The organism is Actinomadura sp. NPDC048032, assembly GCF_040653175.1.
GTDB classification, from domain to species: domain Bacteria; phylum Actinomycetota; class Actinomycetes; order Streptosporangiales; family Streptosporangiaceae; genus Spirillospora; species Spirillospora verrucosospora.
In genome coordinates, this window is the sequence record NZ_JBEZJP010000094.1 from 1 (window position 1) to 23119 (window position 23119).

General features: G+C 72.6%; 19 protein-coding genes and 1 pseudogene. 13 read left to right on the forward strand and 7 right to left on the reverse strand.

Translation table 11 applies throughout. The features are described 5' to 3' along the window. Positions 1-203: 203 nt before the first annotated feature. On the reverse strand, positions 204-611 hold the full coding sequence (locus tag AB0C69_RS15410; RefSeq protein WP_360353890.1) for a hypothetical protein: 408 nt from the start codon (positions 609-611) through the stop codon (positions 204-206). Positions 612-716: 105 nt separating this feature from the next. Further along, positions 717-1750: pseudogene (locus AB0C69_RS15415) on the reverse strand (AMP-binding protein); the annotation flags it as partial. Between the two features lie 208 nt (positions 1751-1958). Here AB0C69_RS15415 and AB0C69_RS15420 point away from each other — a divergent pair. Together AB0C69_RS15420 and AB0C69_RS15425 are read left to right on the forward strand one after the other, a co-directional pair. Then, complete coding sequence (locus tag AB0C69_RS15420; RefSeq protein ID WP_360353859.1) at positions 1959-4058, forward strand: hypothetical protein; 2100 nt, start codon at positions 1959-1961, stop codon at positions 4056-4058. 10 nt (positions 4059-4068) lie between these two features. Then, positions 4069-5439, forward strand: a complete 1371-nt coding sequence (locus AB0C69_RS15425; RefSeq protein WP_360353861.1) for an extracellular solute-binding protein — start codon at positions 4069-4071, stop codon at positions 5437-5439. A 10-nt stretch (positions 5440-5449) separates the two neighbouring features. Here the strand turns inward: AB0C69_RS15425 and AB0C69_RS15430 are convergent, their stop codons facing one another. Then, on the reverse strand, positions 5450-6043 hold the full coding sequence (locus AB0C69_RS15430; RefSeq protein ID WP_360353863.1) for a TetR/AcrR family transcriptional regulator: 594 nt from the start codon (positions 6041-6043) through the stop codon (positions 5450-5452). Between the two features lie 78 nt (positions 6044-6121). Between AB0C69_RS15430 and AB0C69_RS15435 the strand changes: the two genes are divergently transcribed. From AB0C69_RS15435 to AB0C69_RS15460, 6 genes are all read left to right on the forward strand, one after another. Further along, positions 6122-7735 (forward strand): carboxyl transferase domain-containing protein, encoded by a 1614-nt coding sequence (locus tag AB0C69_RS15435; protein WP_360353865.1) that lies wholly within the window; start codon positions 6122-6124, stop codon positions 7733-7735. 8 nt (positions 7736-7743) lie between these two features. Then, entirely contained in the window at positions 7744-9681 is a 1938-nt protein-coding gene (locus AB0C69_RS15440) for a biotin carboxylase N-terminal domain-containing protein (protein WP_360353867.1), read from the forward strand. A 2-nt stretch (positions 9682-9683) separates the two neighbouring features. Beyond that, positions 9684-10607 (forward strand): hydroxymethylglutaryl-CoA lyase, encoded by a 924-nt coding sequence (locus AB0C69_RS15445; RefSeq protein WP_360353869.1) that lies wholly within the window; start codon positions 9684-9686, stop codon positions 10605-10607. Positions 10608-10610: 3 nt separating this feature from the next. Further along, positions 10611-11759 carry an acyl-CoA dehydrogenase family protein gene (locus tag AB0C69_RS15450; RefSeq protein WP_360353871.1) on the forward strand — a complete coding sequence of 383 codons (1149 nt, stop codon included), beginning with the start codon at positions 10611-10613 and terminating at the stop codon, positions 11757-11759. A 66-nt stretch (positions 11760-11825) separates the two neighbouring features. After that, the gene (locus tag AB0C69_RS15455) at positions 11826-12596 is read left to right on the forward strand and encodes an FkbM family methyltransferase (RefSeq protein WP_360353873.1); all 771 of its coding nucleotides are present in this window, start codon (positions 11826-11828) and stop codon (positions 12594-12596) included. A 57-nt stretch (positions 12597-12653) separates the two neighbouring features. Further along, on the forward strand, positions 12654-13475 hold the full coding sequence (locus AB0C69_RS15460; RefSeq protein ID WP_360353875.1) for an SAM-dependent methyltransferase: 822 nt from the start codon (positions 12654-12656) through the stop codon (positions 13473-13475). A 131-nt stretch (positions 13476-13606) separates the two neighbouring features. Here AB0C69_RS15460 and AB0C69_RS15465 read toward each other — a convergent pair whose 3' ends face one another. Continuing rightward, complete coding sequence (locus AB0C69_RS15465) at positions 13607-14623, reverse strand: hypothetical protein (RefSeq protein ID WP_360353877.1); 1017 nt, start codon at positions 14621-14623, stop codon at positions 13607-13609. Positions 14624-14850: 227 nt separating this feature from the next. Between AB0C69_RS15465 and AB0C69_RS15470 the strand changes: the two genes are divergently transcribed. From AB0C69_RS15470 to AB0C69_RS15480, 3 genes are all read left to right on the forward strand, one after another. Continuing rightward, positions 14851-15207 carry a DUF4260 family protein gene (locus AB0C69_RS15470; protein ID WP_360353879.1) on the forward strand — a complete coding sequence of 119 codons (357 nt, stop codon included), beginning with the start codon at positions 14851-14853 and terminating at the stop codon, positions 15205-15207. 67 nt (positions 15208-15274) lie between these two features. Beyond that, on the forward strand, positions 15275-15607 hold the full coding sequence (locus AB0C69_RS15475) for a TfoX/Sxy family protein (protein ID WP_345171885.1): 333 nt from the start codon (positions 15275-15277) through the stop codon (positions 15605-15607). A gap of 317 nt (positions 15608-15924) precedes the next feature. Beyond that, entirely contained in the window at positions 15925-17460 is a 1536-nt protein-coding gene (locus tag AB0C69_RS15480; protein WP_345171883.1) for a DHA2 family efflux MFS transporter permease subunit, read from the forward strand. Positions 17461-17535: 75 nt separating this feature from the next. Here the strand turns inward: AB0C69_RS15480 and AB0C69_RS15485 are convergent, their stop codons facing one another. Together AB0C69_RS15485 and AB0C69_RS15490 are read right to left on the reverse strand one after the other, a co-directional pair. After that, positions 17536-19071, reverse strand: a complete 1536-nt coding sequence (locus tag AB0C69_RS15485) for an acyl-CoA synthetase (protein WP_360353882.1) — start codon at positions 19069-19071, stop codon at positions 17536-17538. A gap of 58 nt (positions 19072-19129) precedes the next feature. Beyond that, the gene (locus AB0C69_RS15490; protein WP_345172498.1) at positions 19130-19360 is read right to left on the reverse strand and encodes a DUF397 domain-containing protein; all 231 of its coding nucleotides are present in this window, start codon (positions 19358-19360) and stop codon (positions 19130-19132) included. A gap of 195 nt (positions 19361-19555) precedes the next feature. Here AB0C69_RS15490 and AB0C69_RS15495 point away from each other — a divergent pair, with 195 nt between their 5' ends. Beyond that, the gene (locus tag AB0C69_RS15495) at positions 19556-20182 is read left to right on the forward strand and encodes an ATP-binding protein (RefSeq protein ID WP_360353884.1); all 627 of its coding nucleotides are present in this window, start codon (positions 19556-19558) and stop codon (positions 20180-20182) included. On the opposite strand, the gene AB0C69_RS15500 is transcribed toward AB0C69_RS15495, so the two are convergent. Beyond that, positions 20163-21596: a trehalose-6-phosphate synthase gene (locus AB0C69_RS15500; RefSeq protein ID WP_360353886.1), complete on the reverse strand. Its 1434-nt coding sequence runs from the start codon at positions 21594-21596 to the stop codon at positions 20163-20165. The two genes, AB0C69_RS15495 and AB0C69_RS15500, sit on opposite strands and share 20 nt — an antisense overlap. Positions 21597-21914: 318 nt before the next feature. On the opposite strand from AB0C69_RS15500, the gene AB0C69_RS15505 reads away from it, so the two are divergent. Next, positions 21915-23081 carry an FAD-binding protein gene (locus AB0C69_RS15505; protein ID WP_360353888.1) on the forward strand — a complete coding sequence of 389 codons (1167 nt, stop codon included), beginning with the start codon at positions 21915-21917 and terminating at the stop codon, positions 23079-23081. The last annotated feature ends 38 nt before the right edge of the window (positions 23082-23119 follow it).

Here is a 23119-nt window from a genome sequence, read left to right on the forward strand (position 1 = left end):
GCGGGGCCGCGGGGTCGTCGCCTCCGGCATAGGCGGCGGGGTCGGTGATGACGGGAAGGTCGGTCTGCGTCGGGGCGGCGGGGGTCGGGGCGACGTTGTCGAACGGGGCGACCTTCTGGTCTTCCATGTGCCGTTGTACGCAGGGGAGGCCGCAGGCGTTCGACGTTCGCGGAGACGAGTCGCGACCGGCCGCCCCGGCGGCGTCAGTCCGCGTGTTCGCGCAGGTAGGCCTCCCGCACGCGGCGGCGGCTGAGCTTGCCGGACGGCGTGCGCGGCAGCGAGTCGCGGAACTCCAGGCGCCGGGGGTGCTTCAGCCGGGCCAGCCGGGGCTCGCAGTGCGCGAGCAGCTCGGCGGCGAGCGCCTCCCCCGGGTCGGCGTCCTCCGCGGGCTCGACGAGCGCGACGACGCGCTGCCCCCAGTCGTCGTCCGGGACGCCGATGACGGCGACGTCGGCGACCGCCGGGTGCTGGAGCAGGACGGACTCGACCTCGGCGGGATAGACGTTGACGCCGCCGGAGATGATGAGGTCGGTGCGGCGGTCGCTCATGAAGAGCCAGCCGTCCTCGTCGAGGTGGCCGAGGTCGCCGGGGGTGTAGTAGTCGTCCCGCATGGCGGCGGCGGTCTTGGCGGGGTCGCCGTGGTACTCGAATCCGGGCTGCCCCGCCGCGTAGATGAGGCCGGTCTCCCCCGGCGGCAGCTCGGCCCCCTCCGGGTCGAGGATCCTGATCCGCACGCCGTCGACCGCGCGGCCGACGGTCCCGGGACGGGCGAGCCACTCGTGCGGGGTCGCGACGACGACCGGGCCGCTCTCGGTGGAGCCGTAGTACTCGTAGAGGACGGGCCCCCACCACTCCATCATCTTCTGCTTGGTCTCCACGGGGACGGGTGCGGCGCTGTGGTACACTGCCGCAGCGTCGACACGTCGTACCGGGCCCGGACGCCGGCGGGCAGGGCCAGCATCCGGTGGAACATCGTCGGCACCATGAACGCGTTGGTGACGCCGTGCCGCTGGATCAGTTCCAGGGTGTGCTCGGGGTGGAACCGCGGCGCGACGACGACGGCGTGGCCGAGGTTCAGCGCCATCATCGCGTGGACGCACGGCGCGGAGTGGTAGAGCGGTCCGACGGCGAGGTGCACCTCGTCGCCGGGCTCCAGCCCGAGGTGCCGCCCCAGCGTCCGCCGCATGATGTCGATCAGCACCTCGGGCGGGATGTCGAGCAGCGGGCGCCGGACGCCCTTCGGCCGCCCCGTCGTCCCGGAGGTGTAGAGCATCACCGAGCCCATGCGCCGTCCGGCGGGCGGCTCCGCGCTGCCCGTCGCGCAGAGCGCGGCCATCGACCGGTACCCGCCGCCGGCGTCGACGCTCACCCGTCCCTCGGCGGGGATGCCCGCCTCGTCGGCCGCGCCGGACACCGCCTCTGCCAGGGCGCTCTCGGTGATGACGGCCCTGGCGCCGCTGTCGGCGAGGATGTAGCCGATCTCGGGCGCGGTCAGGTGGCGGCTCACCGGGACCAGGTACAGGCCCGACTGGACCGCGCCGAGCAGGACGGTCAGGAATTCGGGACGGTTGCCGAGGACGGTCGCCAGCGTGTCGCCGGGACGCAGCCCGATCCCGGCCAGTGCGTGGGAGAGCCGGTTCACCTCGGCGTGCAGCTCGCCGTAGGACATCGGCACGCCGGGCGCGAGCACGGCGGGCCGGTCCGGGTCGTCGCGCGCGATCTCGTAGAAGCCGACACCCTCGACGCCCATACGGGCCTCCTCCGTGCGGGGCCTGAACCGAATCCTGTTCGACCATCTGAACGGGGAGGCGCCGGGAGAGTCAAGGCCGGCCCCGCAGGCCCCGAAGATCGTCCGATGCAGGACAGGTTTTTTCCATGACCTTGCTCGTTCCGGCAATTACCATTGGGCGTCAGACCGAAGGACGACACATCGTGCTTTCCGCGGCCACGGAGCCGGAATGAGTGAGTCGGGCAACGGTGACTCTGACGCGCCGCTCGACCGGCTCGTGCGCGCGGCGGTTCCCGGGCTGATCGTCGGCGTCGTCTCCGGGCTGATCGCCAACCAGGTGCTGAAGCTGGTCGACGCGGTCGCCTGGCTGCAGACCGTCCTGCCGCTGGCCGTCATCGCCCTGGTGATCGTGGCGGTGTCGGCGGGGCTGCTGCGCTCCGAGCGGGCGGGCGCCGCGCTGAAGCGGCTCTCCCGGATCGTGCCCTGGAACGCCCGGGCGGTGGCGTGGGCGTGCGCGGGCGCGGCGGCGATGGCGGCGGTCCTGCTCGCCCAGGCGGGCGTCGCCTCGCTGGTGGAGCACACGCGGCCGTGCGGGCAGCCGCTGGAGCTGCGCGTGGTCACCGCCCCGGAGACGCTCGCCCCCCTGCGCGACGCGGCGAGGGGCTTCGAGGAGGACAGCGAGGAGCGGGGCTGCCGGGAGTACAGCGTCAGCGTCGCGCCGGAGCCGGAGTTCGTGCAACTCTCCGAGGCGTTCGGGCGGCTGTGGCGGCGCAGCGAGCCTCCCGGCGGCGAGGCGGCGCCGGCGCCGCAGGACGAGCGGCTGTACGGGCCGCAGCCCGACGTCTGGATTCCGTCGTCCACGGCCGAGTTCGACTACGTGGAGAAGAGCCCCGACCAGGTCCGCAGGGCGACGGGCGCCGGGTCCCCGAGCCCGGGCCCGCCCGCCAAGGCCGATCCGGTGTTCACCACGCGCGGCTCGCTGGGGTCGTCGCCGCTGGTGCTCGCCCTGTTCGGCGGCGACCACGCCCAGGTGGAGGATCTGGCCATCAAGCCTCCGGAGCGGTCCACCGCCGCCCTGCTCCAGCGCTTCGCCAAGGCGGGAGTGGAACTGCGCGAGATCGCCCGTCCCGTCCCGGAGACGTCGGCCGCCGCGCTGGCGGTGACGCCCGTCCTCTACGACACGCTTCCGGGCGGCGACCAGCAGAACGAGGAGTTCGTCGAGCCCACCGACCTGGTCGCGCCGGACGCGGTGACCCTGCTCTGCAAGGCCCGCCAGCGCGGCCACCCGCCGGACCGCGTCGCCTTCGCCGTTCCCGAGCAGGTCGTCAGCGACTACGACGCGGGGCGCCTCAAGAAGCAGTGCGGCGCCGCGGACGCGCCGGGCGCCGGAGCCGAGTGGACGCTGTACCCCTACTACGCCGAGGACCTGCCGTCGCTCGACCACCCGTTCATCCAGGTGACGTGGCGCGGCCAGGACACGCGGGAGCGCGACGCGGCGGTCACCGCGTTCCGCCGGTGGCTGGCCCGCCATCCGCTCACCCGGCAGGGCCTCCGGGACGACAAGGGCGCCATGCCGTCCGCGCACGAGGGCGACTCCGCCCGCCAGGACCTGACGGCCCTGTGGACCCTGCTCGGCCCGAACGTCATCCCGAGCCGGATGGAGCCGAAGCCGCCGGCCCCGGCGGGCGACGACCGCGGCGGGAGGTACGTGGCCGAACGCCTCCAGCGCGTCGCCGCGGCCCGTCCCCCGGCCTCCGTCTCCCTCATGCTGGACGTGTCGGGGTCGATGGACCGCCCGGCGCAGGGCCGCGACACCCGCCTGACGCGCAGCGTCTCCTTCCTGCAGAGCCTGGTGGCCCAGCTGCAGAGCCGCGACGGCGCGGGGCTCCAGGTGGCCTCCCGGAAGAAGCCGCCCGACAGCCCGTACACCTTGGAGAACGTGCGGCTCGCGGGGACGAGCCCCGTCCAGAAGAACCGCATCACGAGCCATCTCCAGGCCGTCGCGACCGCCGGAGGCGACGTCGCGCTCACCGACATGATCGGCGACGCCGACGTGGAGCCGGGCTCGAATCTGATCGTCGTCACCGACGGGCAGTCCCCCGGGACGAACGGCCGCGGCCCGTCCGCCCGCGAGGCGGCCGCGAGGTTCCGCGAGCGGCACCGGGACGTGCGGGTGACCGTGGTCCTCACCGGCCCGACGGGCTGCGGCACCTCCCCCGTCAAAGAGATCGTGGACGCGTTCGGCCCGTCCGGCGGCAGGGGCTGCGTGTCGCTGACGGGCGCGCCGGAACCGCAGCAGGCCGCCCAGCTCCTCTCCGACCTGCGATGAACGGAGGGCCATGACGCGACGGCGGCGACGGTTCGCGCCCCACGGGCGGACGGCCTGGCTGAGCGCCGTGGGCGGGGCCGCGGCGGTTCTGGTCTGCGCCGAGGCGCTGGCCTTCTGGCCGGGCTCCTCCTACCAGGCCCTGACGCCGCGCTGCGACCGCTCGGAGCTGGTCGTCGCCGGCGGCACCGACGTCAGCCTGAACAGCCAGCGCCGCCAGCTGATCCAGAAGTGGAACGCCGGCGGCGGCCCGCACGCCACGCTCGTGGAGATCTCGGAGTCCACGGACGCCCAGCACAGCCAGATCAAGGCGATGCAGGAGTCCCGCGGCTGCGGCTACGACGTGCTGGTCATGGACAACACCTGGACGGCGGAGTTTGCCGCGGGCGGCTACCTCCGCCCGCTCGACGGCATCGGGAACCGCGGCGACTTCTTCCCGGCCGCTCTGGAGAGCGGGGAATGGCACGGGAAGCAGTACGCCGTCCCGTTCAACGTCGACGTCGGGCTCCTCTACCGGCGTGACGGCGCGCAGACCCCGCGCGACTGGCCGCGCCTGCTCGACTCCGGCGTCGCCATGCAGCTCGACGACTACGAGGGGCTGACGGTCAACGCGCTGGAAGCGGTGTGGAACGACGGCGGCGGCGGGCTGCTCACCGGCGAGAGGCGCCCGGACGGGAAGGCGTTGCGGACGAGAGTGTTCCCGGCGTTGAAGAGGTTGGCGGCCCGTGCCTCCGACCCGCGGCCCGGGGCGCGTGCGCGCGGCCCGCTGGCTGCGTCGCGCTCGTACGACGAGCAGAGGAGCATGGAGGCGTTCATGTCCGGGACACCGCTGATGCGGAACTGGCCGTACGCGTTCTCCACCCTCGCGACGGAGCCCGGCATGCGGGACGGAGAGCGCCTGCGGTACGGGGTGACCGCCCTGCCCGGCCGCACCGTCCTGGGAGGCCAGAACCTCGCCGTGTCCAAGTACTCCCCCCATCCCGACGCCGCCCTCAAGCTGGTGGAGTACCTGAGCGGAACGGAGAGCCAGAAACTGCTGTTCTCGTGCGGCGGCTTCGCGCCGGGACGCTACAGCGCCCTCGGGCTGCGCCCCGGGCGGCACGCCGCCGCCGACGTGCGGGTGCAGAACTGCTCGGCCTTCACCCAGGAGCGTCTCGACCCCGGCGACGTCGAACTCGACCAGGCGCAGCTGACCGAGCTGGGAACGGCCGTGGTGAGCGCCCTGGACCGGGCGCGGCCCCGTCCTGTCACGCCGCACTACAGCACGTTCACCGGCACGTTCCGCGGGTGCGTGCAGAAGCTCTTCGACGGGACGGGGACGGACGCCAAGACGTTCGCCAGAGCCGTGGAGCGCTCGCTCGACGGGCGCACGGCGTCGTGCTGAGCGTGCTCGGTCAGCGGGCGCCGTCGAGGGCGGCGCGGGCCATGCCGTGCAGGAGCCCGGCCATCGCTTCGCGGTCGAGGCCCTGCGCGGCGCTGCGCGGGGTGGAGTTGAGCAGGCCGAAGCAGGCGTGGACGGCGGCGCGGGCGCGCTCGTCCTGGGGCCGGGGGTCGAGGCGGCGCAGGACGGCGACCCACTCCTCGACGTAGGCGCGCTGGAGCCGACGGATGCGGTGGCGCTGCGGCTCGGGGACGTTGTCCAGTTCCCGCTCGTGCACCGTGATCAGCGCGGGGTTGTCGAGGGCGAACGCGATGTGCCAGCTCAGCAGCGCGTCGAGGGCGCGCCCGGGGTCGGGGTCGGCGGCGCGGCGCAGGCCCTCGGCGAGCAGCCGCTCGCTGATGTCGAGCAGCATCTCGGCGAGCACGGCCTCCTTGCCGCTGAAGTGCCGGTAGAGGGCGGGGCCGGTGAGGCCGACGGCCCGGCCGAGGTCGCCGATCGACGCCCCGTGGTAGCCGCGGCGCGCGAACAGCTCGGCGGCGGCGCCGAGGATCTCGGCCCGGCGCGGGTTGGGCGCGCCCGGCGGCGCCTCGGCGGGGTGGGACGTCATGCGCGCCAGTCTAGACTAGAGTTGTTAACGACCGTTAACATCAGCATTGTTAATGAACGTTAACCGGGAAGGGGGGTCATGAGCGGACCCGAGATCGGCTCGCGCGCCGACGTCGCGAGCGAGGCGTTCAAGGCGAGCGCCGCGCACAACGAGGCGCTCGTCGCGGAGCTGCGCGACCGCGTCGACCGGGCGGGCCGCGGCGGACCCGAGCGCGCCCGCGAGCGCCACGTGGCGCGCGGCAAGCTGCTGCCCCGCGACCGGGTCGACACGCTCCTGGACCCCGGCTCGCCCTTCCTGGAGCTGTCGCCGCTCGCCGCGAACGGCATGTACGGCGACGAGGCGCCGGGCGCGGGGATCATCACCGGCGTCGGGCGGGTCTCCGGACGCGAATGCGTCGTCGTGGCCAACGACGCCACCGTCAAGGGCGGCACGTACTACCCGGTCACGGTGAAGAAGCACCTGCGGGCGCAGGAGGTGGCGCTGCACAACCGCCTCCCCTGCCTCTACCTGGTCGACTCCGGCGGCGCGTTCCTGCCCCGCCAGGACGAGGTGTTCCCCGACCGCGAGCACTTCGGCCGCATCTTCTACAACCAGGCCACGATGTCCGGCCGCGGCATCCCGCAGATCGCGGCGGTGATGGGCTCGTGCACGGCGGGCGGCGCCTACGTCCCGGCGATGAGCGACGAGGCCGTCATCGTCCGCGGCCAGGGGACGATCTTCCTCGGCGGGCCGCCGCTGGTGAAGGCCGCCACCGGCGAGGTCGTGACGGCGGAGGAGCTGGGCGGCGGCGAGCTGCACTCGCGCACGTCCGGCGTGACCGACCACCTCGCCGAGGACGACGCGCACGCCCTGCGGATCGTGCGCGACATCGTCGCCACGCTGGGCCCGCGCGAGCCGCGCCCGTGGGAGATCGCCCCGCCCGAGGAGCCGGCCGCCGACCCGTCCGAGCTCTACGGGATCGTCCCGCCGGACTCCCGCACCCCCTACGACGTGCGCGAGGTCATCGCCCGCATCGTCGACGGCAGCCGCTTCCAGGAGTTCAAGAAGGAGTACGGCGCGACGCTCGTCACCGGGTTCGCGCGCATCCACGGGCACCCGGTCGGGATCGTCGCCAACAACGGCATCCTGTTCGGCGAGTCGGCGCAGAAGGGCGCGCACTTCATCGAACTGTGCGACCGGCGCAGCGTCCCGCTGGTGTTCCTGCAGAACATCACCGGGTTCATGGTGGGCCGCGAGTACGAGGCGAGCGGCATCGCCAAGCACGGCGCGAAGATGGTGACCGCCGTCGCGTGCGCCCGCGTCCCGAAGTTCACCGTCGTGATCGGCGGCTCGTTCGGGGCCGGCAACTACGCGATGTGCGGCCGGGCGTACTCGCCGCGCTTCCTGTGGATGTGGCCGAACGCACGCATCTCGGTCATGGGCGGCGAGCAGGCGGCGAGCGTCCTCGCCACCGTCCGCCGCGACCAGATGGAGGCGCGCGGCGAGGAGTGGCCCGCCGAGGACGAGGAAGGGTTCAAGGCGCCGATCCGCGAGCAGTACGAGGCGCAGGGCAACCCGTACTACTCGACGGCGCGGCTGTGGGACGACGGGGTGATCGACCCGCTCGACACCCGGCGCGTGCTCGGGCTCGGGCTGTCGGTCGCGGCCAACGCACCGCTGGAGCCGGTCGGCTACGGCGTCTTCCGGATGTGAGGGTGTTGATGTTCGACAGCGTCCTGGTCGCCAACCGCGGGGAGATCGCCGTCCGCGTGTTCCGCACGCTGCGGCGGCTCGGCATCCGGTCCGTGGCCGTCCACACCGAGGCCGACGCGCGGGCGCGGCACGTGCGGGAGGCCGACGAGGCCCTGCTCGTGCCGTCGTACCTGGACATCGAGGCGGTCGTCCAGGCCGCCCGCGCCGCGGGCGCGTCCGCCGTCCACCCCGGCTACGGGTTCCTGGCCGAGAACACGGCGTTCGCGCGGGCGTGCGGCGAGGCGGGGCTGGTGTTCATCGGACCGCCGGCCGGGGCGATCGAGGCGATGGGCGACAAGATCCGCGCGAAGCGGACGGTCGCGGCCGCCGGCGTCCCGGTGGTGCCGGGCCGGGACGAGCCCGGCCTGTCCGACGCCGAACTGGAGGCCGCGGCGCTGGAGGTCGGGCTGCCGGTGCTGCTCAAGCCGTCCGCGGGCGGCGGCGGGAAGGGCATGCGGCTCGTCCGGGACGCCGCGGACCTGCCGGAGGCGATCGCGTCCGCCCGGCGTGAGGCGCGCGGCTCGTTCGGCGACGACACGCTGCTCGCCGAGCGGTTCGTGGAGAACCCGCGGCACATCGAGATCCAGGTCTTCGCCGACTCGCGCGGCGGCGCCGTCCACCTCGGCGAGCGCGAGTGCAGCCTCCAGCGCCGGCACCAGAAGATCGTCGAGGAGGCTCCGTCCCCGCTGCTGGACGCCGCCGCGCGCGAGCGGATGGGCGCCGCCGCCGTCGCCGCCGCGCAGGCCGTCGGGTACGTAGGCGCCGGGACCGTCGAGTACATCGTCTCGGCCGACCGCCCCGACGAGTTCTTCTTCATGGAGATGAACACCCGGCTCCAGGTCGAGCACCCCGTGACCGAACTCGTCACGGGCCTCGACCTGGTGGAGCTCCAGCTCCGGGTGGCGGCGGGAGAGCCGCTGCCGTTCGCGCAGGACGACGTGCGCCTCGACGGCCACTCCATCGAGGCCCGCGTCTACGCCGAGGACCCGGCGCGCGGCTTCCTGCCCACCGGCGGGCGGGTGCTCGCCCTCAGCGAGCCCGAGGCCGCGCGGGTCGACTCCGGGCTGGACGTGGGGACGGAGGTCGGCGGCTCCTACGACCCCATGCTCGCCAAGGTCATCGTCCACGGCGCCGACCGCGCCGAGGCCCTCCACAGGCTCGACCGCGCGCTCGCGTCCTACACGCTGCTCGGCGTCCCGACGAACGTGGCGTTCCTGCGCGCGCTGCTGCGGCACCCCTCGGTCGTGTCGGGCGATCTCGACACCGGCCTGGTCGAGCGCTCCCTGGACGACCTGGTCGCGGGCGCGTCCGTGCCGCCCGAGGTGCTCGCCGCCGCCGCGCTGGAGCGGATGCTCGACCTGGAGTCCGGCGACGACCCGTGGGACGTCCCGGACGGCTGGCGCCCCGGCGCCCACGCCTGGGCGCCGTGGATCATCACCCCGTCCGGCGGCGACCCGGTGGAGGTCCGCGTCCAGGGCAGGGCGGCGTCCGCGCGCGTCGCCGTCGGCGGCGAGCCGCCGGTCGACGCGTCGCTGACCAGGCCGTTCACCCTGACCTACGGTGGAAGGACGACCTCGTTCGCCGGCGCCCGCGACGGGCGCACCCTGTGGCTCGGGCGCGACGGGCACGCGTGGGCGCTGAGCGAGCACGTCCGCGCCGAGGGCGGCGCCGACGCCGCCGCCGCGGGCGACGGGGTGCTGCGCAGCCCGATGCCCGGGACGGTGCTGGCGGTCAAGGCGGCCGAGGGCGACCGCGTCGAGGCCGGGCAGCCGCTCGTGGTCGTCGAGGCGATGAAGATGGAGCACACCGTCACCGCGCCGCTCGCCGGCGTCGTGGCGAAGCTGCCGGTCCGCGCGGGCGCGCAGGTCGCCCTGGACGCGGTGCTGGCCGTGATCGAGGAGGCATGACGGTGCCGGTACCCCTTTCCGGCCTTCCCGAGCGGGTCGCGATCTACGAGGTCGGGCCGCGGGACGGGCTGCAGAACGAGAAGGCGGTCGTCCCCGCCGAGGTCAAGGCGGAGTTCGTGACCCGGCTGGCCGACGCGGGGCTGCGCACGATCGAGACGACCAGCTTCGTCCATCCCAAGTGGGTGCCGCAGCTCGCCGACGCCGAGCAGCTGCTCGACATCCTGCCGCGCTCCCCCGAGCTGCGCTATCCCGTCCTCGTGCCGAACGAGCGGGGCCTGGACCGGGCCCTGGCCAACGGCGTCACCGAGATCGCGATCTTCGGCAGCGCCACCGAGACGTTCGCCCGCCGCAACCTCAACCGCACCGTGGACGAGTCGCTCGCGATGTTCGCACCGGTCGTGGAGCGGGCGCGGGCCGAGGGCCTCTGGGTGCGCGCCTACGTGTCGATGGTGTGCGGCGACCCGTGGGAGGGCGACGTCCCCGTCGAGCAGGTCGTGTCCGTCGCGTCCCGCATGATGGACATGGGCTGCTCCCAGCTCAGCCTCGGCGACACCATCGGCGTCGGCACGCCGGGCCAGGTCACCGCGCTCATCGAGGCGCTCGGCGCGGCCGGCATCGGCGCCGACCGGCTCGCCGTCCACTTCCACGACACCTACGGGCAGGCGCTGGCCAACACCCTCGCCGCGCTCCGCGCGGGCGTCGCCGTCGTGGACTCCTCGGCCGGCGGCCTCGGCGGCTGCCCGTACGCCGAGAGCGCCACCGGCAACCTGCCCACCGAGGACCTCGTCTGGATGCTGAACGGCCTCGGCGTCGAGACCGGAGTCGACCTCGCCGGGCTCGTGGCCACGAGCCGCTGGATGGCGGGCCGCCTGGGCCGCCCCAGCCCGTCCCGCGTAGTGCAAGCCCTGTCACCTGAATCGGAGTAGCCAATGATCGACTTCACGCTCGGCGAGGAGCAGGAGGAGCTGCGGCGCACGGTCGAGCGGTTCGCCCGCGAGAGCGTCGCCCCGGTGATCGGGGACCTGTACGAGCGCGGCGAGTTCCCCTACGAGATCGTCGCCGCGATGGGGAAGATGGGCCTGTTCGGGCTGCCGTTCCCGGAGGAGCACGGCGGCATGGGCGGCGACTACTTCACGCTCTGCCTCGCCCTGGAGGAGCTGGCGCGCGTCGACTCGTCCGTCGCGATCACCCTGGAGGCCGGGGTGTCGCTGGGCGCGATGCCGATCTACCGGTTCGGGTCGGCCGAGCAGAAGGAGCGGTGGCTGCCGCAGCTCACCTCGGGTGAGCGCCTGGCGGCCTTCGGGCTGACCGAGCCGGGCGGCGGGTCGGACGTGCCCGGCGGCATGCGCACCACGGCCCGGCTCGACGGCGACTCCTGGGTGATCAACGGGTCCAAGTCGTTCATCACCAACTCCGGCACCGACATCACCGCGTTCGTGACCGTGACCGCCTTCACCGGCGACGGCGAGATCTCCACGATCCTCGTCCCGAACGGGACCCCGGGCTTCACGGTCGGGCGCAAGTACTCCAAGGTCGGCTGGTCGGCGTCCGACACGCGGGAGCTGTCGTTCGACGACGTCCGCGTCCCGGCCGAGAACCTCGTCGGCGAGCGCGGCCGGGGGTACGCCCAGTTCCTGCGGATCCTCGACGAGGGGCGCATCGCGATCGCCGCGCTGTCGGTCGGCCTCGCCCAGGGCTGCGTGGACGAGTGCCTGCGCTACGTCCGCGAGCGGGAGGCGTTCGGCAAGGAGATCGGCCGCTACCAGGCGATCCAGTTCAAGGTCGCCGACATGGAGACCCGGGCGCACACGGCCCGGCTCGCCTACTACGCGGCGGCCGCGAAGATGCTGGCCGGGGAGCCGTTCAAGAAGGAGGCCGCCATCGCCAAGCTGGTCGCCTCCAACGCCGCCATGGACAACGCCCGCGACGCCACGCAGGTCTTCGGCGGATACGGCTTCATGAACGAGTACGCCGTCGGCCGCTTCTACCGCGACGCGAAGATCCTGGAGGTGGGCGAGGGCACCTCGGAGGTGCAGCGCATGCTGATCGCCCGCGCCCTCGGCCTCCCGCCGTCCTGACCCCCGCCGGGCCCGCCACCGCGAAGTCACCACCGGTTGCGAGGCCCGGCGCGGTAAGGTCGGCGGATGCTGCTGCGCGCCTACGGGATCGCTCGCTCACTGGTCATGTACCACGGAATTCCGGGCAGGCACCGGCGCGCGTCGCGCCTCTACGGGCAGTTCCTCGGGCCCGGCGACCTCGCGTTCGACATCGGAGCGCACGTGGGCGGCCGGGTGCGCGTGTGGCGGGGGCTGGGAGCGCGCGTCGTCGCGGTGGAGCCGCAGCCCGACTGCCTGCGCGTCCTGCGCCTGTTCTTCGGCCGCGACCGCGGCGTCACGCTCGTTTCCGGCGCCGCGGGCGCCGCGCCAGGACGGGCGCACCTGGCCCTGTCCACCGCGACGCCGACGGTGTCCTCGATGTCGCCCGGCTGGATCAGGGCGGTGACGACGGACCGCGGCTTCGCCCGCGTCCGCTGGGACCGCTCGATCGGCGTCGACGTGACCACGCTGGACGAGCTCATCGCCCTGCACGGCGTGCCGGCCTTCTGCAAGATCGACGTCGAGGGCTTCGAGGCGGACGTGCTGGCGGGGCTGTCCCGGCCGCTGCCCGCCCTGTCGTTCGAGTACGTGCCGTCGGCGCACGACGCCTCGCTGGAGGCGCTGGAGCTCGTCGACCGGCTCGGCGACTACGTCTACAACTACTCCCCCATCGAGACGATGCGGCTGGCCAGTCCCCGCTGGCTCGACGCGGCCGAGCTGCGGCGGCGGCTGGACAGGATCCGCCCGCGCGGACGGTCGGGCGACATCTACGCCCGCCTCCGCGAACCCGGCCGGGTTGCGCCGAAGGCGTCCCATTAGATAACAAGACTTACTAATATCGCCGGGTGCCAGCACACCGAGCGACGGGGGCCCATCGTGCCGGACAAGACCGCCCGTGAACCGACGTCCGCCGACCTGAAGACGGATGTCGCCCACTCCGCCCGGGTCTACGACTACCTGCTCGGCGGCAAGGACAACTACGCCGCCGACCGGGCCGCCGCCGAGGAGGTCGTCAGGGTCGCCCCGTACATGCGCACCTCCGTGCGGGCCAACCGCGACTTCATGGTCCGGGTCGCCCGCCACCTCGCGGCCGGGTGCGGCGTCCGGCAGTTCCTCGACGTCGGGACCGGGCTGCCGACCTCCCCGAACCTCCACGAGGTCGTCCAGGAGGTCGCCCCGTCCAGCCGTGTCGTGTACGTCGACAACGATCCGATCGTGCTGGCGCACGCCCGCGCGCTGCTGACCGGCACCCCGCAGGGCCGCTCCCGCTACATCCACGCGGACCTGGCCGAGCCGGAGGCCATCCTGTCGTCGCCCGAGGTCCGGGCCACGCTGGACTTCGGCGAGCCGGTGGCGCTGTGCCTGATCGCCGTCCTGCACTTCGTCCACGACGACGAACTCGCGCACGACGTCGTCCGGCGGCTGATGGAGCCTCTCCCGCCGGGCAGCTGGCTCGCCCTCTCCACCATCACCATCGACAGCGCTCCCGACGAGGTCGGGGACGCCGTGAAGAAGTACAACGCGCGCGGGATCAAGTCGAAGGCCCGCACGAAGGCCCAGGTGACGAGCTTCTTCGACGGCCTGGAGCTCGTCGAACCGGGCGTGGCCCCCGTGCACCGCTGGCGCCCGGACGACAAGGCCCGCGCGATCGACGACTCCCAGGTGTCGATGTACGGAGGCCTGGCCCGCAAACCCTGACCCCGGGTCAGTCCGCGGCGACCGTCCGGGACGGGCCGTACGGGTGGCCCCAGAGGTCGAGCCGCAGCGGCCTGCCGACGGCGTGGACCGCGCCGACCAGCGGGAGCGCCTGCGACGACCGGTTTTGGCTCCTAGCCCGCGAAGACCGCGAGCCTGGCCTCCACGTCCTCACGGGGCAGTTCGCGAAGGCTGACCCGTGATTCCAGCGCCTCGTGCAGGACCGGATACATGTTCGTGGGAGACCACTGGGCGTTGATCGACTTCTCGTCCAGGAACAGGGTGGGAAGGCCGTCGACCACGGGGACCGCCTCGAAGGGCGCGGAACCGGGGAAGAACAGCGCCGGCCTCGCATCGGCGCCCGGGTAGTGGAATCCGATCCGCTGGTGGTCGATCAGCTCCTGCGCCTGCTGGTGCTCCTGCGGGGTCAGGCCCCGGTTCCGCGCGTACCGCACCGTCGCGGGGTCGGTCGGCTCGGCTCCGAGATAGCCGGGGCCCGCGTGGCGTTCGAGGGCGTCCTGGGCCAGAGCGAAGAAGTGGTACATCCGGTCCTGGACGCCGGTCAGCCTGAGGACGAAGCCGCGCCGGCCGCGCGGGTCGAGCAGCAGGATCTCCCGGCCGTCCAGAAGGGCGAGCACCTCGCGGACGTAGTAGAGGGTCTCGTAGTGGTCTTCCAGTTCGTCCACCAGCGGCGCGACGTGGGGCCGGGTCCGCAGGCGCCGCCGCGCGCCCTCGTCGCGGCTGAGCATCGTCATGGCGGCGAGGAGGACGAAGGGCAGGACGTGGTGGGCGCGGACGAGGTCGGGGGACGCCTGGAACAGCTCGTCCTGGGCACCCGCCCCGCCCCGCGCCGTGAACTGCTTCGCCAGGTGCAGGTAACGCTCCGTCACCTGCATGACCGCGTCGACCGGGACCGTCACCGAGCCGCCGCGCTCGACGAGCACCCCGCACACGAAGGCCATCATCCCGGCGCGGAAGACGTCACCGGACCCGAGCGAGGCGGCCAGCTCCGCCATCGCGGCATCGACATCGGTGATGGACCCCAGGAAGGCCTGGACCTCGTCCCGGCCGATCAGGTCCGTTCCGCCCCGGCATTCGCCCAGGTCACTCGGCTGCCGGACGAACTCCGCGATCCCCACCGTCTGCGACATCCGATCATGCTAGCGGCGCGCGGGTCCCGGGCGCGGCCCTTATCCCCGGCTCCCGCACGAGCCCGGCACGCCGTCTCGCACGCACTAAACGACTGATAGCTTGACAGCTAATACTCTTAGCTTTAATTTGGCTAACATCATTAGCCGACCTTTCGAAGGGCCGTCATCGTGAGCGCAGCCGTCACCCGGAGCGAGATCCCCGGCATCCGCACCCTCCGCCGCGCCGCATGGTCCGCGGCGCGCTCTTCTGGACGGCCTTCGCCGTCCTCGAAGGCGTCAACCACGGGTGGCTCGCGGCGCTCGCCGCGCTCACCTTCTTCATCGCCCCCGACCTGACCTTCCTCGTCGGGCTGCGAGGATCCGGCGCCGTCGAGCACGGGCGGCTCCAGCCGCGCGCCGTGCCGTACTACAACGCCGCGCACCGCGCCCTGGTGCCGTTCGCGCTGATGGTGCTCTACACGGTCGCCCCCATAACCTGGGCGCCCATCTTCGCCGCCCTGTGCGGCTGGATGGCTCACATCGCCCTCGACCGCGCCTTCGGCTACGGCCTTCGCACGAAGGAGGGCCGCCGGCGCCACGGCTGACGGCGGCCGGCCGTCGCGGGCGAGGGCGCGAATGATGAATGTCGGGCGCACGGGAGAAGATGGCCGGGTGAGCTACGACGAGGAACTGGCCGACCGCGTGGAGGATCTGCTCGGAGCGAGGCGTGACGCGACCCCGAAGCGGATGTTCGGCGGCCTCGCCTGGATGGTGAACGGCAACATGGCCGTGGTCGTGAGGAGCAAGGGCGGACTGATGGTCCGGGTCTCCCCGGACGACCACGACGACCTGCTCGCCGAGCCGGGCGCCGCCACTACGGTCATGCGCGGCCACCCGATGCGAGGATGGATCACGGTTTCGCCCGAAGCCTGCGCCGCGCCGTCCGATGTGGCCGCGTGGGTGGATCGAGGACTCGCCTACGCCCTGTCCCTGCCCCCGAAGTAGCGGCGAGACGCCGGGCCCGGGGACTCCGGTCGGGGACCTGCGGCCGAGGGAGCGCTCGGATGTCGCGTCTGTCACACTTGGTCGGCCTCGGGGGCGATGGCCGCGGAAGGCCGAACGGCGCGGAGCAGGGCAGATCTGTCGGACCCCGCTGGAATACTCCCGAAGCGCTCGAAGTTTAATCGTTCGCGAAAGTGTCAGTCACTGCAGTAATTTGCCGCAGTACCCAGGCGAGCCCCTGAGCGAGCCCTGACAACCCCCTGAGCAACGTGACCACGGCCCCCGCGTGCCCACATGCGGGCCTGACGATTGGAAGAGAGTTGACCGCTCCCGCATCTCCCAAGGTGGCGGACGGCCCGCTGGAGGATTCCGGCACCGGAGGAGGCCTGGACCGCGGTGTGCTCGCCACGGCCATGGTGGTCGTCCTCGGGGCGATCATGTCCATCCTGGACGTGACGGTCGTCAATGTCGCGATCAACGACCTGGCGAAGGAGTTCGAGACCTCGCTGGCGACGATCCAGTGGGTCGCGACCGGCTACACCCTGGCGCTGGCCACCGTGATCCCGATCACGGGATGGGCCTCGGCCCGGTTCGGCACCAAGCGCCTCTACATGATCTCCATCGGGCTGTTCGTCGCCGGTTCGATGCTGGCGGGCATGGCATGGTCCGCCGAGTCGCTGATCGCCTTCCGGGTGCTGCAGGGCCTGGGCGGCGGCATGATCATGCCGGCCGGCATGACGATCCTGACCCAGGCGGCGGGGCCGCAGCGGGTCGGCCAGGTGATGAGCATCGTCGGCGTGCCGATGCTGCTCGGCCCGATCCTCGGCCCCATCATCGGCGGCTACCTCGTCGACGACGTGTCGTGGCGGTGGATCTTCTTCATCAACCTGCCGATCGGCATCGTCGCGCTGACGCTGGCCGCGCGGATCCTCAAGAAGGACGAGCCGAAGCCGGCCGAGCGCCTCGACTTCATCGGGCTGCTCCTGCTCTCCCCCGGCCTGGCCTCGCTGATCTACGGTGTGGCCAAGGGCGCCGAGATGAAGGACTTCCTGAAGACCGGGTCGCTGGCCTTCTGGGCCGTCGGCGCCGTGCTGATGCTCGGCTTCGTGGTCCGGGCGCTGAAGGCCAAGAACCCGCTGATCGACCTGCGGCTGCTCAAGCGGCGCTCGGTGGCGGCCGCGTCCGGCACGATGGTGCTGTTCATGGCCGCGTTCATGGGCGCGATGCTGCTGCTGCCGCTGTACTATCAGACCGTGCGCGGCGAGGGCGCCCTCCAGTCCGGCCTGCTGCTGGCCCCGCAGGGCCTCGGCGCGATGATCACGATGCCGATCGGCGGCAAGCTGACCGACCGGATCGGCCCCGGCCGGGTCGTGCTGGTCGGCATGGTCGTCGTGGTGCTGTCGGTGTCGGGCTTCGCCTCGATCCTGGAGGCCGACACCTCCTACTGGGCCCTCGGCGGCACCCTGTTCGTGATGGGCCTCGGCATGGGCATGACGATGATGCCGACCATGGCGGCGGCCATCCAGACGCTCGTCCACGACGAGGTGCCGCGGGCGAGCACGATGCTGAACATCATCCAGCAGGTGTCCGCGTCCATCGGCACCGCGCTGATCTCCGTCCTGCTGGCCAACCGGCTGGTCTCGGAGCTCGGCGGCGGGGCCGGCGGCGAGATCGGCAGCGCCGAGAAGGTGCCGCCGGCGATCATGCAGAAGATCGCCGGGCCGATGGCGAGCGCGTTCCAGCACACCTACTGGTACTCGGCCGGGCTGCTGCTGCTGGCGTTCCTGCCGGCGCTGCTGCTGCCGCGCAAGAAGCCGGACACCCCCGTGGCCGACGCGCCGATGCCGATGCACTAGAACGTCCCTGGCGCGTTCCAAACCCCGGCCGACCCCTCAGGGGCCCCGGCCGGGGTTTGGCCTTTCAGGGCCGCCTCAGGCCGTGGCAGGGCGCACGCCCGCCCAGTACTCGTCCTTCAGCAGCCGCTTGTAGAGCTTGCCGGTGGGGTGCCGGGGCAGCTCGGCGCGGAAGTCGACCGAGCGCGGGCACTTGTAGTGGGCGAGCCGGTCGCGGCAGTACGCGATCAGCTCGGCCTCCAGCGCGGGGCCCGCGTCGTCCATGGACAGCGGCTGCACGACGGCCTTGACCGCCCCCCCCATCTCGGCGTCCGGGACGCCGAACACCGCGACGTCGGCGACCTTCGGATGCACCGCGAGGACGTTCTCGGCCTCCTGCGGGTAGATGTTCACCCCGCCACTGATGATCATGTAGGCGCGGCGGTCGGTGAGGTAGAGGAAGCCGTCCTCGTCCACGTGCCCGACGTCGCCGAGGGTGGTCCAGCCGTGGCCCCAGGGGTCGCGCGACGCCGCGGTCCTGGCCTCGTCGGCGTGGTACTCGAACGCGGGGCCGTTGCCGAAGTAGAGCGTGCCGGGCTCGCCCGGCGGCAGTTCCCGGCCCTCCTCGTCGCAGACGTGGACCTCGCCGAGGATGGGACGGCCGACGGTGCCCCTGTGGGCCAGCCAGTCCTCCGAGTTCGTGTAGACGAAGCAGTTGCCCTCGGTGCCGGCGTAGTACTCGTGCAGGATCGGCCCCCACCAGGCGATCATCTGCTCCTTGACCGGGACGGGGCAGGGCGCGGCGGCGTGGACGGCGCAGCGCAGCGACGAGACGTCGTAGCGGGCGCGGGTCTCCTCCGGGAGCTTGAGCATCCGGATGAACATGGTCGGAACCCACTGGCTGTGCGTGACGCCGTACTTCTCGACCGCGGCGAGGGCCTGCTCGGCGTCGAACTTCTCCATCACGACGACGGTGGCGCCGAACCGGTGGAAGTTGAGCGAGTACCGCAGCGGCGCGGCGTGGTAGAGCGGCGCCGGGGAGAGGTAGACCGAGTCGGCGTCGGGCTGGAAGAGGAACGCCAGCAGCTGGTACAGCGTCCCGCCCTCGCCCATCGGGGCCTTGGACAGGGCCGGTTTCACGCCCTTGGGGCGGCCGGTCGTGCCGGACGAGTAGAGCATGTCCGCGCCCTCGCACTCGTCCTCGATCGGCGTGGGCGGGTGCTGGGCGACGCGCTCCTCGTAGGAGGCGTAGCCGGGGGCCGTGCCGCCGAGCATCAGGCGCAGCGGCACGTCCGGCGGCGACTGCGCGGCGGCCTCCATGGAGGCGCTGGTGATGAAGACCTTCGCCTCGCAGTTGCCCGCGATGTAGGCGACCTCGTCGGGCTGGAGGCGCGAGCTGATGGCGGTGTAGTAGAGCCCGGACCGCTGCGCGGCCCAGGCGACGGCCAGGTACAGCGGATGGTTCTCCATCATGAACGCGATGTGGTCCCCGGGGCGCAGCCCCTCCGCGCGGAGCAGCTGCGCGAGCCGGTTGGACTCCTCGTTCAGTTCGCGGAAGGTGACGACCCGCCCGGAGCCTGCCATGACCACGGCGGGCTTGTCAGGCGTCCGAGCGGCGATCTGCCCCAGGTGCATGGCCGCAACCTACCCGGCCGGGGCGGCGAATGGAATCCCATTCGGTTTTGCTGCGGGGTCAGACGAGCATGTGGTCGAAGTCACCGTCCTTGGCTCCCCCGACGAACGCCTCCACCTCCTCGCGCGTGTAGACGAGGATCGCTCCCTCGGGGTCCCTGGAGTTGCGCACGGCGATCTCCCCGGTGGGAAGTTCCGCCATCTCGACGCAGTTGCCGGACGGGTTGCTCCGCCGGCTCTTCTGCCAGACGAGCCCGCCGCACCGGACGTCCGACATCTGGTGGCCGTCCATCATCGCCCCCTCTAGGCGTCTCGGCCTCCCTGTCCCGGGAGACCGCGATCTCGCCCCACCCCACACCATGGTACGAGATGCACGTGCATTCGTTCTTGCATTGGTTCATGCAGACGGTCTTGCATCTGCACGGCTTGGGGAGCAAGATAGCGAACGCTCGCCGGTGACCAACCCGCACGCCTCTGAGGTTTGACCATGACCGTTGACCAGGCAGACGACGTCGCAGCCCACGCCGCCATGGGGGGCGGGCGGCCACGGCACTTCTCGGCCGTCCGCACGCCCTGGCCGGATGCCCCGCCGATGACGCTCGGCCCGAACGCCCCCGGGGAGGCCGCACGCGGCCCCGCCTCGACCCCAGGCCTCGCCGGACTCTGGCCGGCCCCGCACGCGGGCACGCCGCGCACGGCCCGCCGGGTGCTCCCGGCCGAGATCACCGCACCTCGGTCCGCACGCGAGTTCACCCAGGTCACGCTGGACGCGTGGGGTCTGGCCGGCGACGCCGGAGACGTGGTCGTCGCCGTGTCGGAGCTGGTGACCAACGCGCTGCGGCACGGCCTGGAGGGCCTCTCCCAGCCGCTTCCGCTGTGCCCCATCCAGCTCGTCCTGATCGGTCACCCGAGGCGGCTCGTGGTGTCGGTGACCGACCCGGGCGCACGCGCGCCCGAGCCGGTGCCGACCGAACCCGACCGCTGCGCCGAGGGCGGCCGGGGCCTCGTCGTCGTCGGCGCGGTCAGCGACTCCTGGGGCTGGGCGCGCCTGGCGACCGGAGGAAAGGCGGTCTGGGCCGCCTTCGACCTGCGGTTCAGCTCTCCAGTCCGCTAGGAGCCTGCAGCACGGGGGCCGGGCGCGCCGGATTCTCCAGCTCGCTGAGGAACTCCTGGGCCCACCGGTCCACGTCGTGCTCGATGACGCGGCGGCGCATGACGCGCATGCGCCGCGCCTGCTCGGCGGGCTCGGCGTTCAGCGCCGCCATCAGCGTCCCCTTGAGGCCGTCGATGTCGTAGGGGTTGACCTGGAAGGCGCCGCGCTTCAGCTCGGCGGCGGCCCCGGTGAACTCGCTGAGCACGAGGGCGCCCCGCAGGTCCTTGCGGCAGGCCACGTACTCCTTGGCGACCAGGTTCATGCCGTCGCGCAGCGGGGTCACCACCATCACGTCCGCCGCGAGGTACAGCGCGGCCAGCTCGGCGCGGTCATAGGAGCTGTGCAGGTAGTGGATGACCGGAAACCCGATCTCGCCGTGTTCCCCGTTGATCCGCCCGACCAGCTGCTCGATCTCCTCCCGGAGCAGCTGGTACTGCTCGACGCGCTCCCGGCTCGGCGTCGCGATCTGCACGAACACCGCCTGCCCCGGCTTGATGTGGCCCTCCTCGACCAGCTCTCCGAAGGCCTGGAGACGCTGCGTGATGCCCTTGGTGTAGTCGAGGCGGTCGACGCCCAGCAGCACGGTGGCGTCACCGAGGTCGGTGCGGATCTCCTGCGCCCGCTCCAGGACGTCCTCGCGCCCGACCAGGTCGTTCAGCTCTCCGACGTCCACCGAGATGGGGAACGCGCGGGCGCGCACGACGCGGTCGTCCCAGAAGACGTCCTGCTTGGCGAAGCGGGCGTCCAGGAGTCGCCGGCAGAGCCGCACGAAGTTCGCCGCCGCCCCGGGGAGCTGGAAGCCGACCAGGTCGGCGCCGAGCAGCCCCTCCAGGATCCGGCGCCGCCACGGCAGCTGCCAGAACAGCTCCACGGGCGGGAACGGGATGTGCAGGAAGAAGCCGATCCGCAGGTCGGGACGCAGTTCGCGGAGCATCTGCGGCACGAGCTGGAGCTGGTAGTCCTGCACCCAGACGATGGCGTTCTTCGAGGCGACCTTCGCCGCCGCCTCGGCGAAGCGCCGGTTGACGCGGACGTAGGCGTCCCACATCGCCCGGTCGTAGACGGGGGTCGCGACGACGTCGTGATAGAGCGGCCACAGCGTGGCGTTCGAGAAGCCCTCGTAGTAGAGCTCCACCTCCCGCGCGGACTGGGCGATGGGGTGCAGCGACATGCCGTCCTCCTCGAACGGCTCCAGCTGCTCGTCCGGCGCGCCCGTCCAGCCGATCCACGTGCCCTTCCTGCGCCTCATCACCGGGGCGATCGCGCTCACCAGTCCGCCCGGACTGCGCCGCCAGCGCGGAACGCCGTCGGCTCCGACATTCCGGTCCACCGGCAACCGGTTGGCCACCACCACGAACTCACTACCGCGCGACACTCTGCGACCCGCCTCTCCAGGAAACTCTCAGCGCTCACTCATGCCCACATACGGTCAACGGGAACATCTTGTCATTTCGACGCAAAGGGCCCGACGCCCGCAAAGGGGGATGTCAGACGGTCGGGGCGCCCCGGAGGGGGGATTGGATCGGGCCATATTCCTTTCCCGGCAGGTGACCCCTGTTGATCCGTGGGTCACACGCCCTGATCGGCCACAGGAAAATGTTATCCAGATCACATCCCCGTAACCCGGCGGCGATGCCGCGGGCCCCGGGGGCCGAGCCCTCTCCCCGCCTGCGGGAAAATCTAGAATCACCGCGTGGGCGGCCGCGACGGGGCTGACGTCACCGGAGGCGGTGACCACCAGCGAGGGGGCATCGCATTGCGTGACTTCGGGGGGATCGTCGAGCGCTCGCCCGCGCGGGTCGTACGGCCGGCGTCGGCGCGGGAGGCCGCGGAGGCGGTCCGCGAGGCCGCCGCGCACGGCCTGGAGACGGTACCGCGCGGCCTCGGGCACTCCACCTACGGGCAGTCCCTGACCGCAGGCGTCTCGCTCGATCTCGGCGCGCTCGCGGGCGTGCACGAGGTCGGCCCCGATCGCGCGGTCGTCGGCGCGGGGACGACTTGGCGCGCGGTCCTCGCCGCGACGCTGCCGCTCGGGCTCACGCCGCCCGTGCTGACCGACCATCTCGACGTCACGGTCGGCGGAACGATCTCCGCCGGGGGCCTCGGCGGGGCGTCCCACCGGTACGGGACGCAGGCCGAGAACCTCCTCGCGCTGGAGGTCGTCACGGACGGGGAGCTCGTCACCTGCTCCCCCGACGTCCGCCCCGACGTCTTCGACGCGGTCCGCGGCGGGCTCGGCCGGCACGGCGTCATCACCGCGGCGACGCTGCGGCTCGTCCCGGCGCCCGGGCGGGTGCTGAGCTGCACGATCCCGTGCCGGGACGCGGCGGACCTCCTGCGCGTCCAGCGCGAGACGCCGGCCGACCACATCTCGGGCCAGGTCAAGCCCTCGGAAGACGGCTGGGCGTACGAGGCCAAGGCCGTGCTGTACGGCCAGGGCGAGCCTCCTCCGGGCACCGCGGAGGCCGAGGAGCTCTCCTACGCCGACTTCGCCGACCGGATGCGACCCGACGTGGAGGAGCTGATCGCCCTCGGCGAGTGGGCGCGCCCGCACCCGTGGGGCATCGTCCTGCTTCCCGGCCCCGCGGCCGCCGCGCTGATCGGGTCGACGGTCGCCGGCATGACCGCGGCGGATCTCGGCCTCGGCGGCGTCATCGTGGTCAAGGCGCTGCGGGTCGGCCGTGTCCCGATGCTGAGGGCGCCGGACGACCCGGTCCTGTTCGGCGTGCTGCGCACCGCCTCACCGGGGTGCGCGTCCGTCGCGGAGATGCTCGCCGCCAACCGGCTCCTGCTCGACCGCGCCGAGGCGGTCGGCGGCGTCCGCTACGCCGTCGACGCGGTCCCGCCGCCCACGGGGTAGGCGGACTGGAAGGCCAGCCGCCGGTCGGCCCCCGCGGC

What these genes read in the sequence shown, in the direction of transcription:
- AB0C69_RS15410 (WP_360353890.1), bottom strand. Translation starts at nt 611, where the DNA reads ATGCGGGACGACTACTACACCCCCGGCGACCTCGGCCACCTCGACGAG.
- AB0C69_RS15420 (WP_360353859.1), top strand. Translation starts at nt 1,959, where the DNA reads ATGAGTGAGTCGGGCAACGGTGACTCTGACGCGCCGCTCGACCGGCTC.
- AB0C69_RS15425 (WP_360353861.1), top strand. Translation starts at nt 4,069, where the DNA reads ATGACGCGACGGCGGCGACGGTTCGCGCCCCACGGGCGGACGGCCTGG.
- AB0C69_RS15430 (WP_360353863.1), bottom strand. Translation starts at nt 6,043, where the DNA reads ATGACGTCCCACCCCGCCGAGGCGCCGCCGGGCGCGCCCAACCCGCGC.
- AB0C69_RS15435 (WP_360353865.1), top strand. Translation starts at nt 6,122, where the DNA reads ATGAGCGGACCCGAGATCGGCTCGCGCGCCGACGTCGCGAGCGAGGCG.
- AB0C69_RS15440 (WP_360353867.1), top strand. Translation starts at nt 7,744, where the DNA reads ATGTTCGACAGCGTCCTGGTCGCCAACCGCGGGGAGATCGCCGTCCGC.
- AB0C69_RS15450 (WP_360353871.1), top strand. Translation starts at nt 10,611, where the DNA reads ATGATCGACTTCACGCTCGGCGAGGAGCAGGAGGAGCTGCGGCGCACG.
- AB0C69_RS15455 (WP_360353873.1), top strand. Translation starts at nt 11,826, where the DNA reads ATGCTGCTGCGCGCCTACGGGATCGCTCGCTCACTGGTCATGTACCAC.
- AB0C69_RS15465 (WP_360353877.1), bottom strand. Translation starts at nt 14,623, where the DNA reads ATGTCGCAGACGGTGGGGATCGCGGAGTTCGTCCGGCAGCCGAGTGAC.
- AB0C69_RS15470 (WP_360353879.1), top strand. Translation starts at nt 14,851, where the DNA reads ATGGTCCGCGGCGCGCTCTTCTGGACGGCCTTCGCCGTCCTCGAAGGC.
- AB0C69_RS15485 (WP_360353882.1), bottom strand. Translation starts at nt 19,071, where the DNA reads ATGCACCTGGGGCAGATCGCCGCTCGGACGCCTGACAAGCCCGCCGTG.
- AB0C69_RS15490 (WP_345172498.1), bottom strand. Translation starts at nt 19,360, where the DNA reads ATGGACGGCCACCAGATGTCGGACGTCCGGTGCGGCGGGCTCGTCTGG.
- AB0C69_RS15495 (WP_360353884.1), top strand. Translation starts at nt 19,556, where the DNA reads ATGACCGTTGACCAGGCAGACGACGTCGCAGCCCACGCCGCCATGGGG.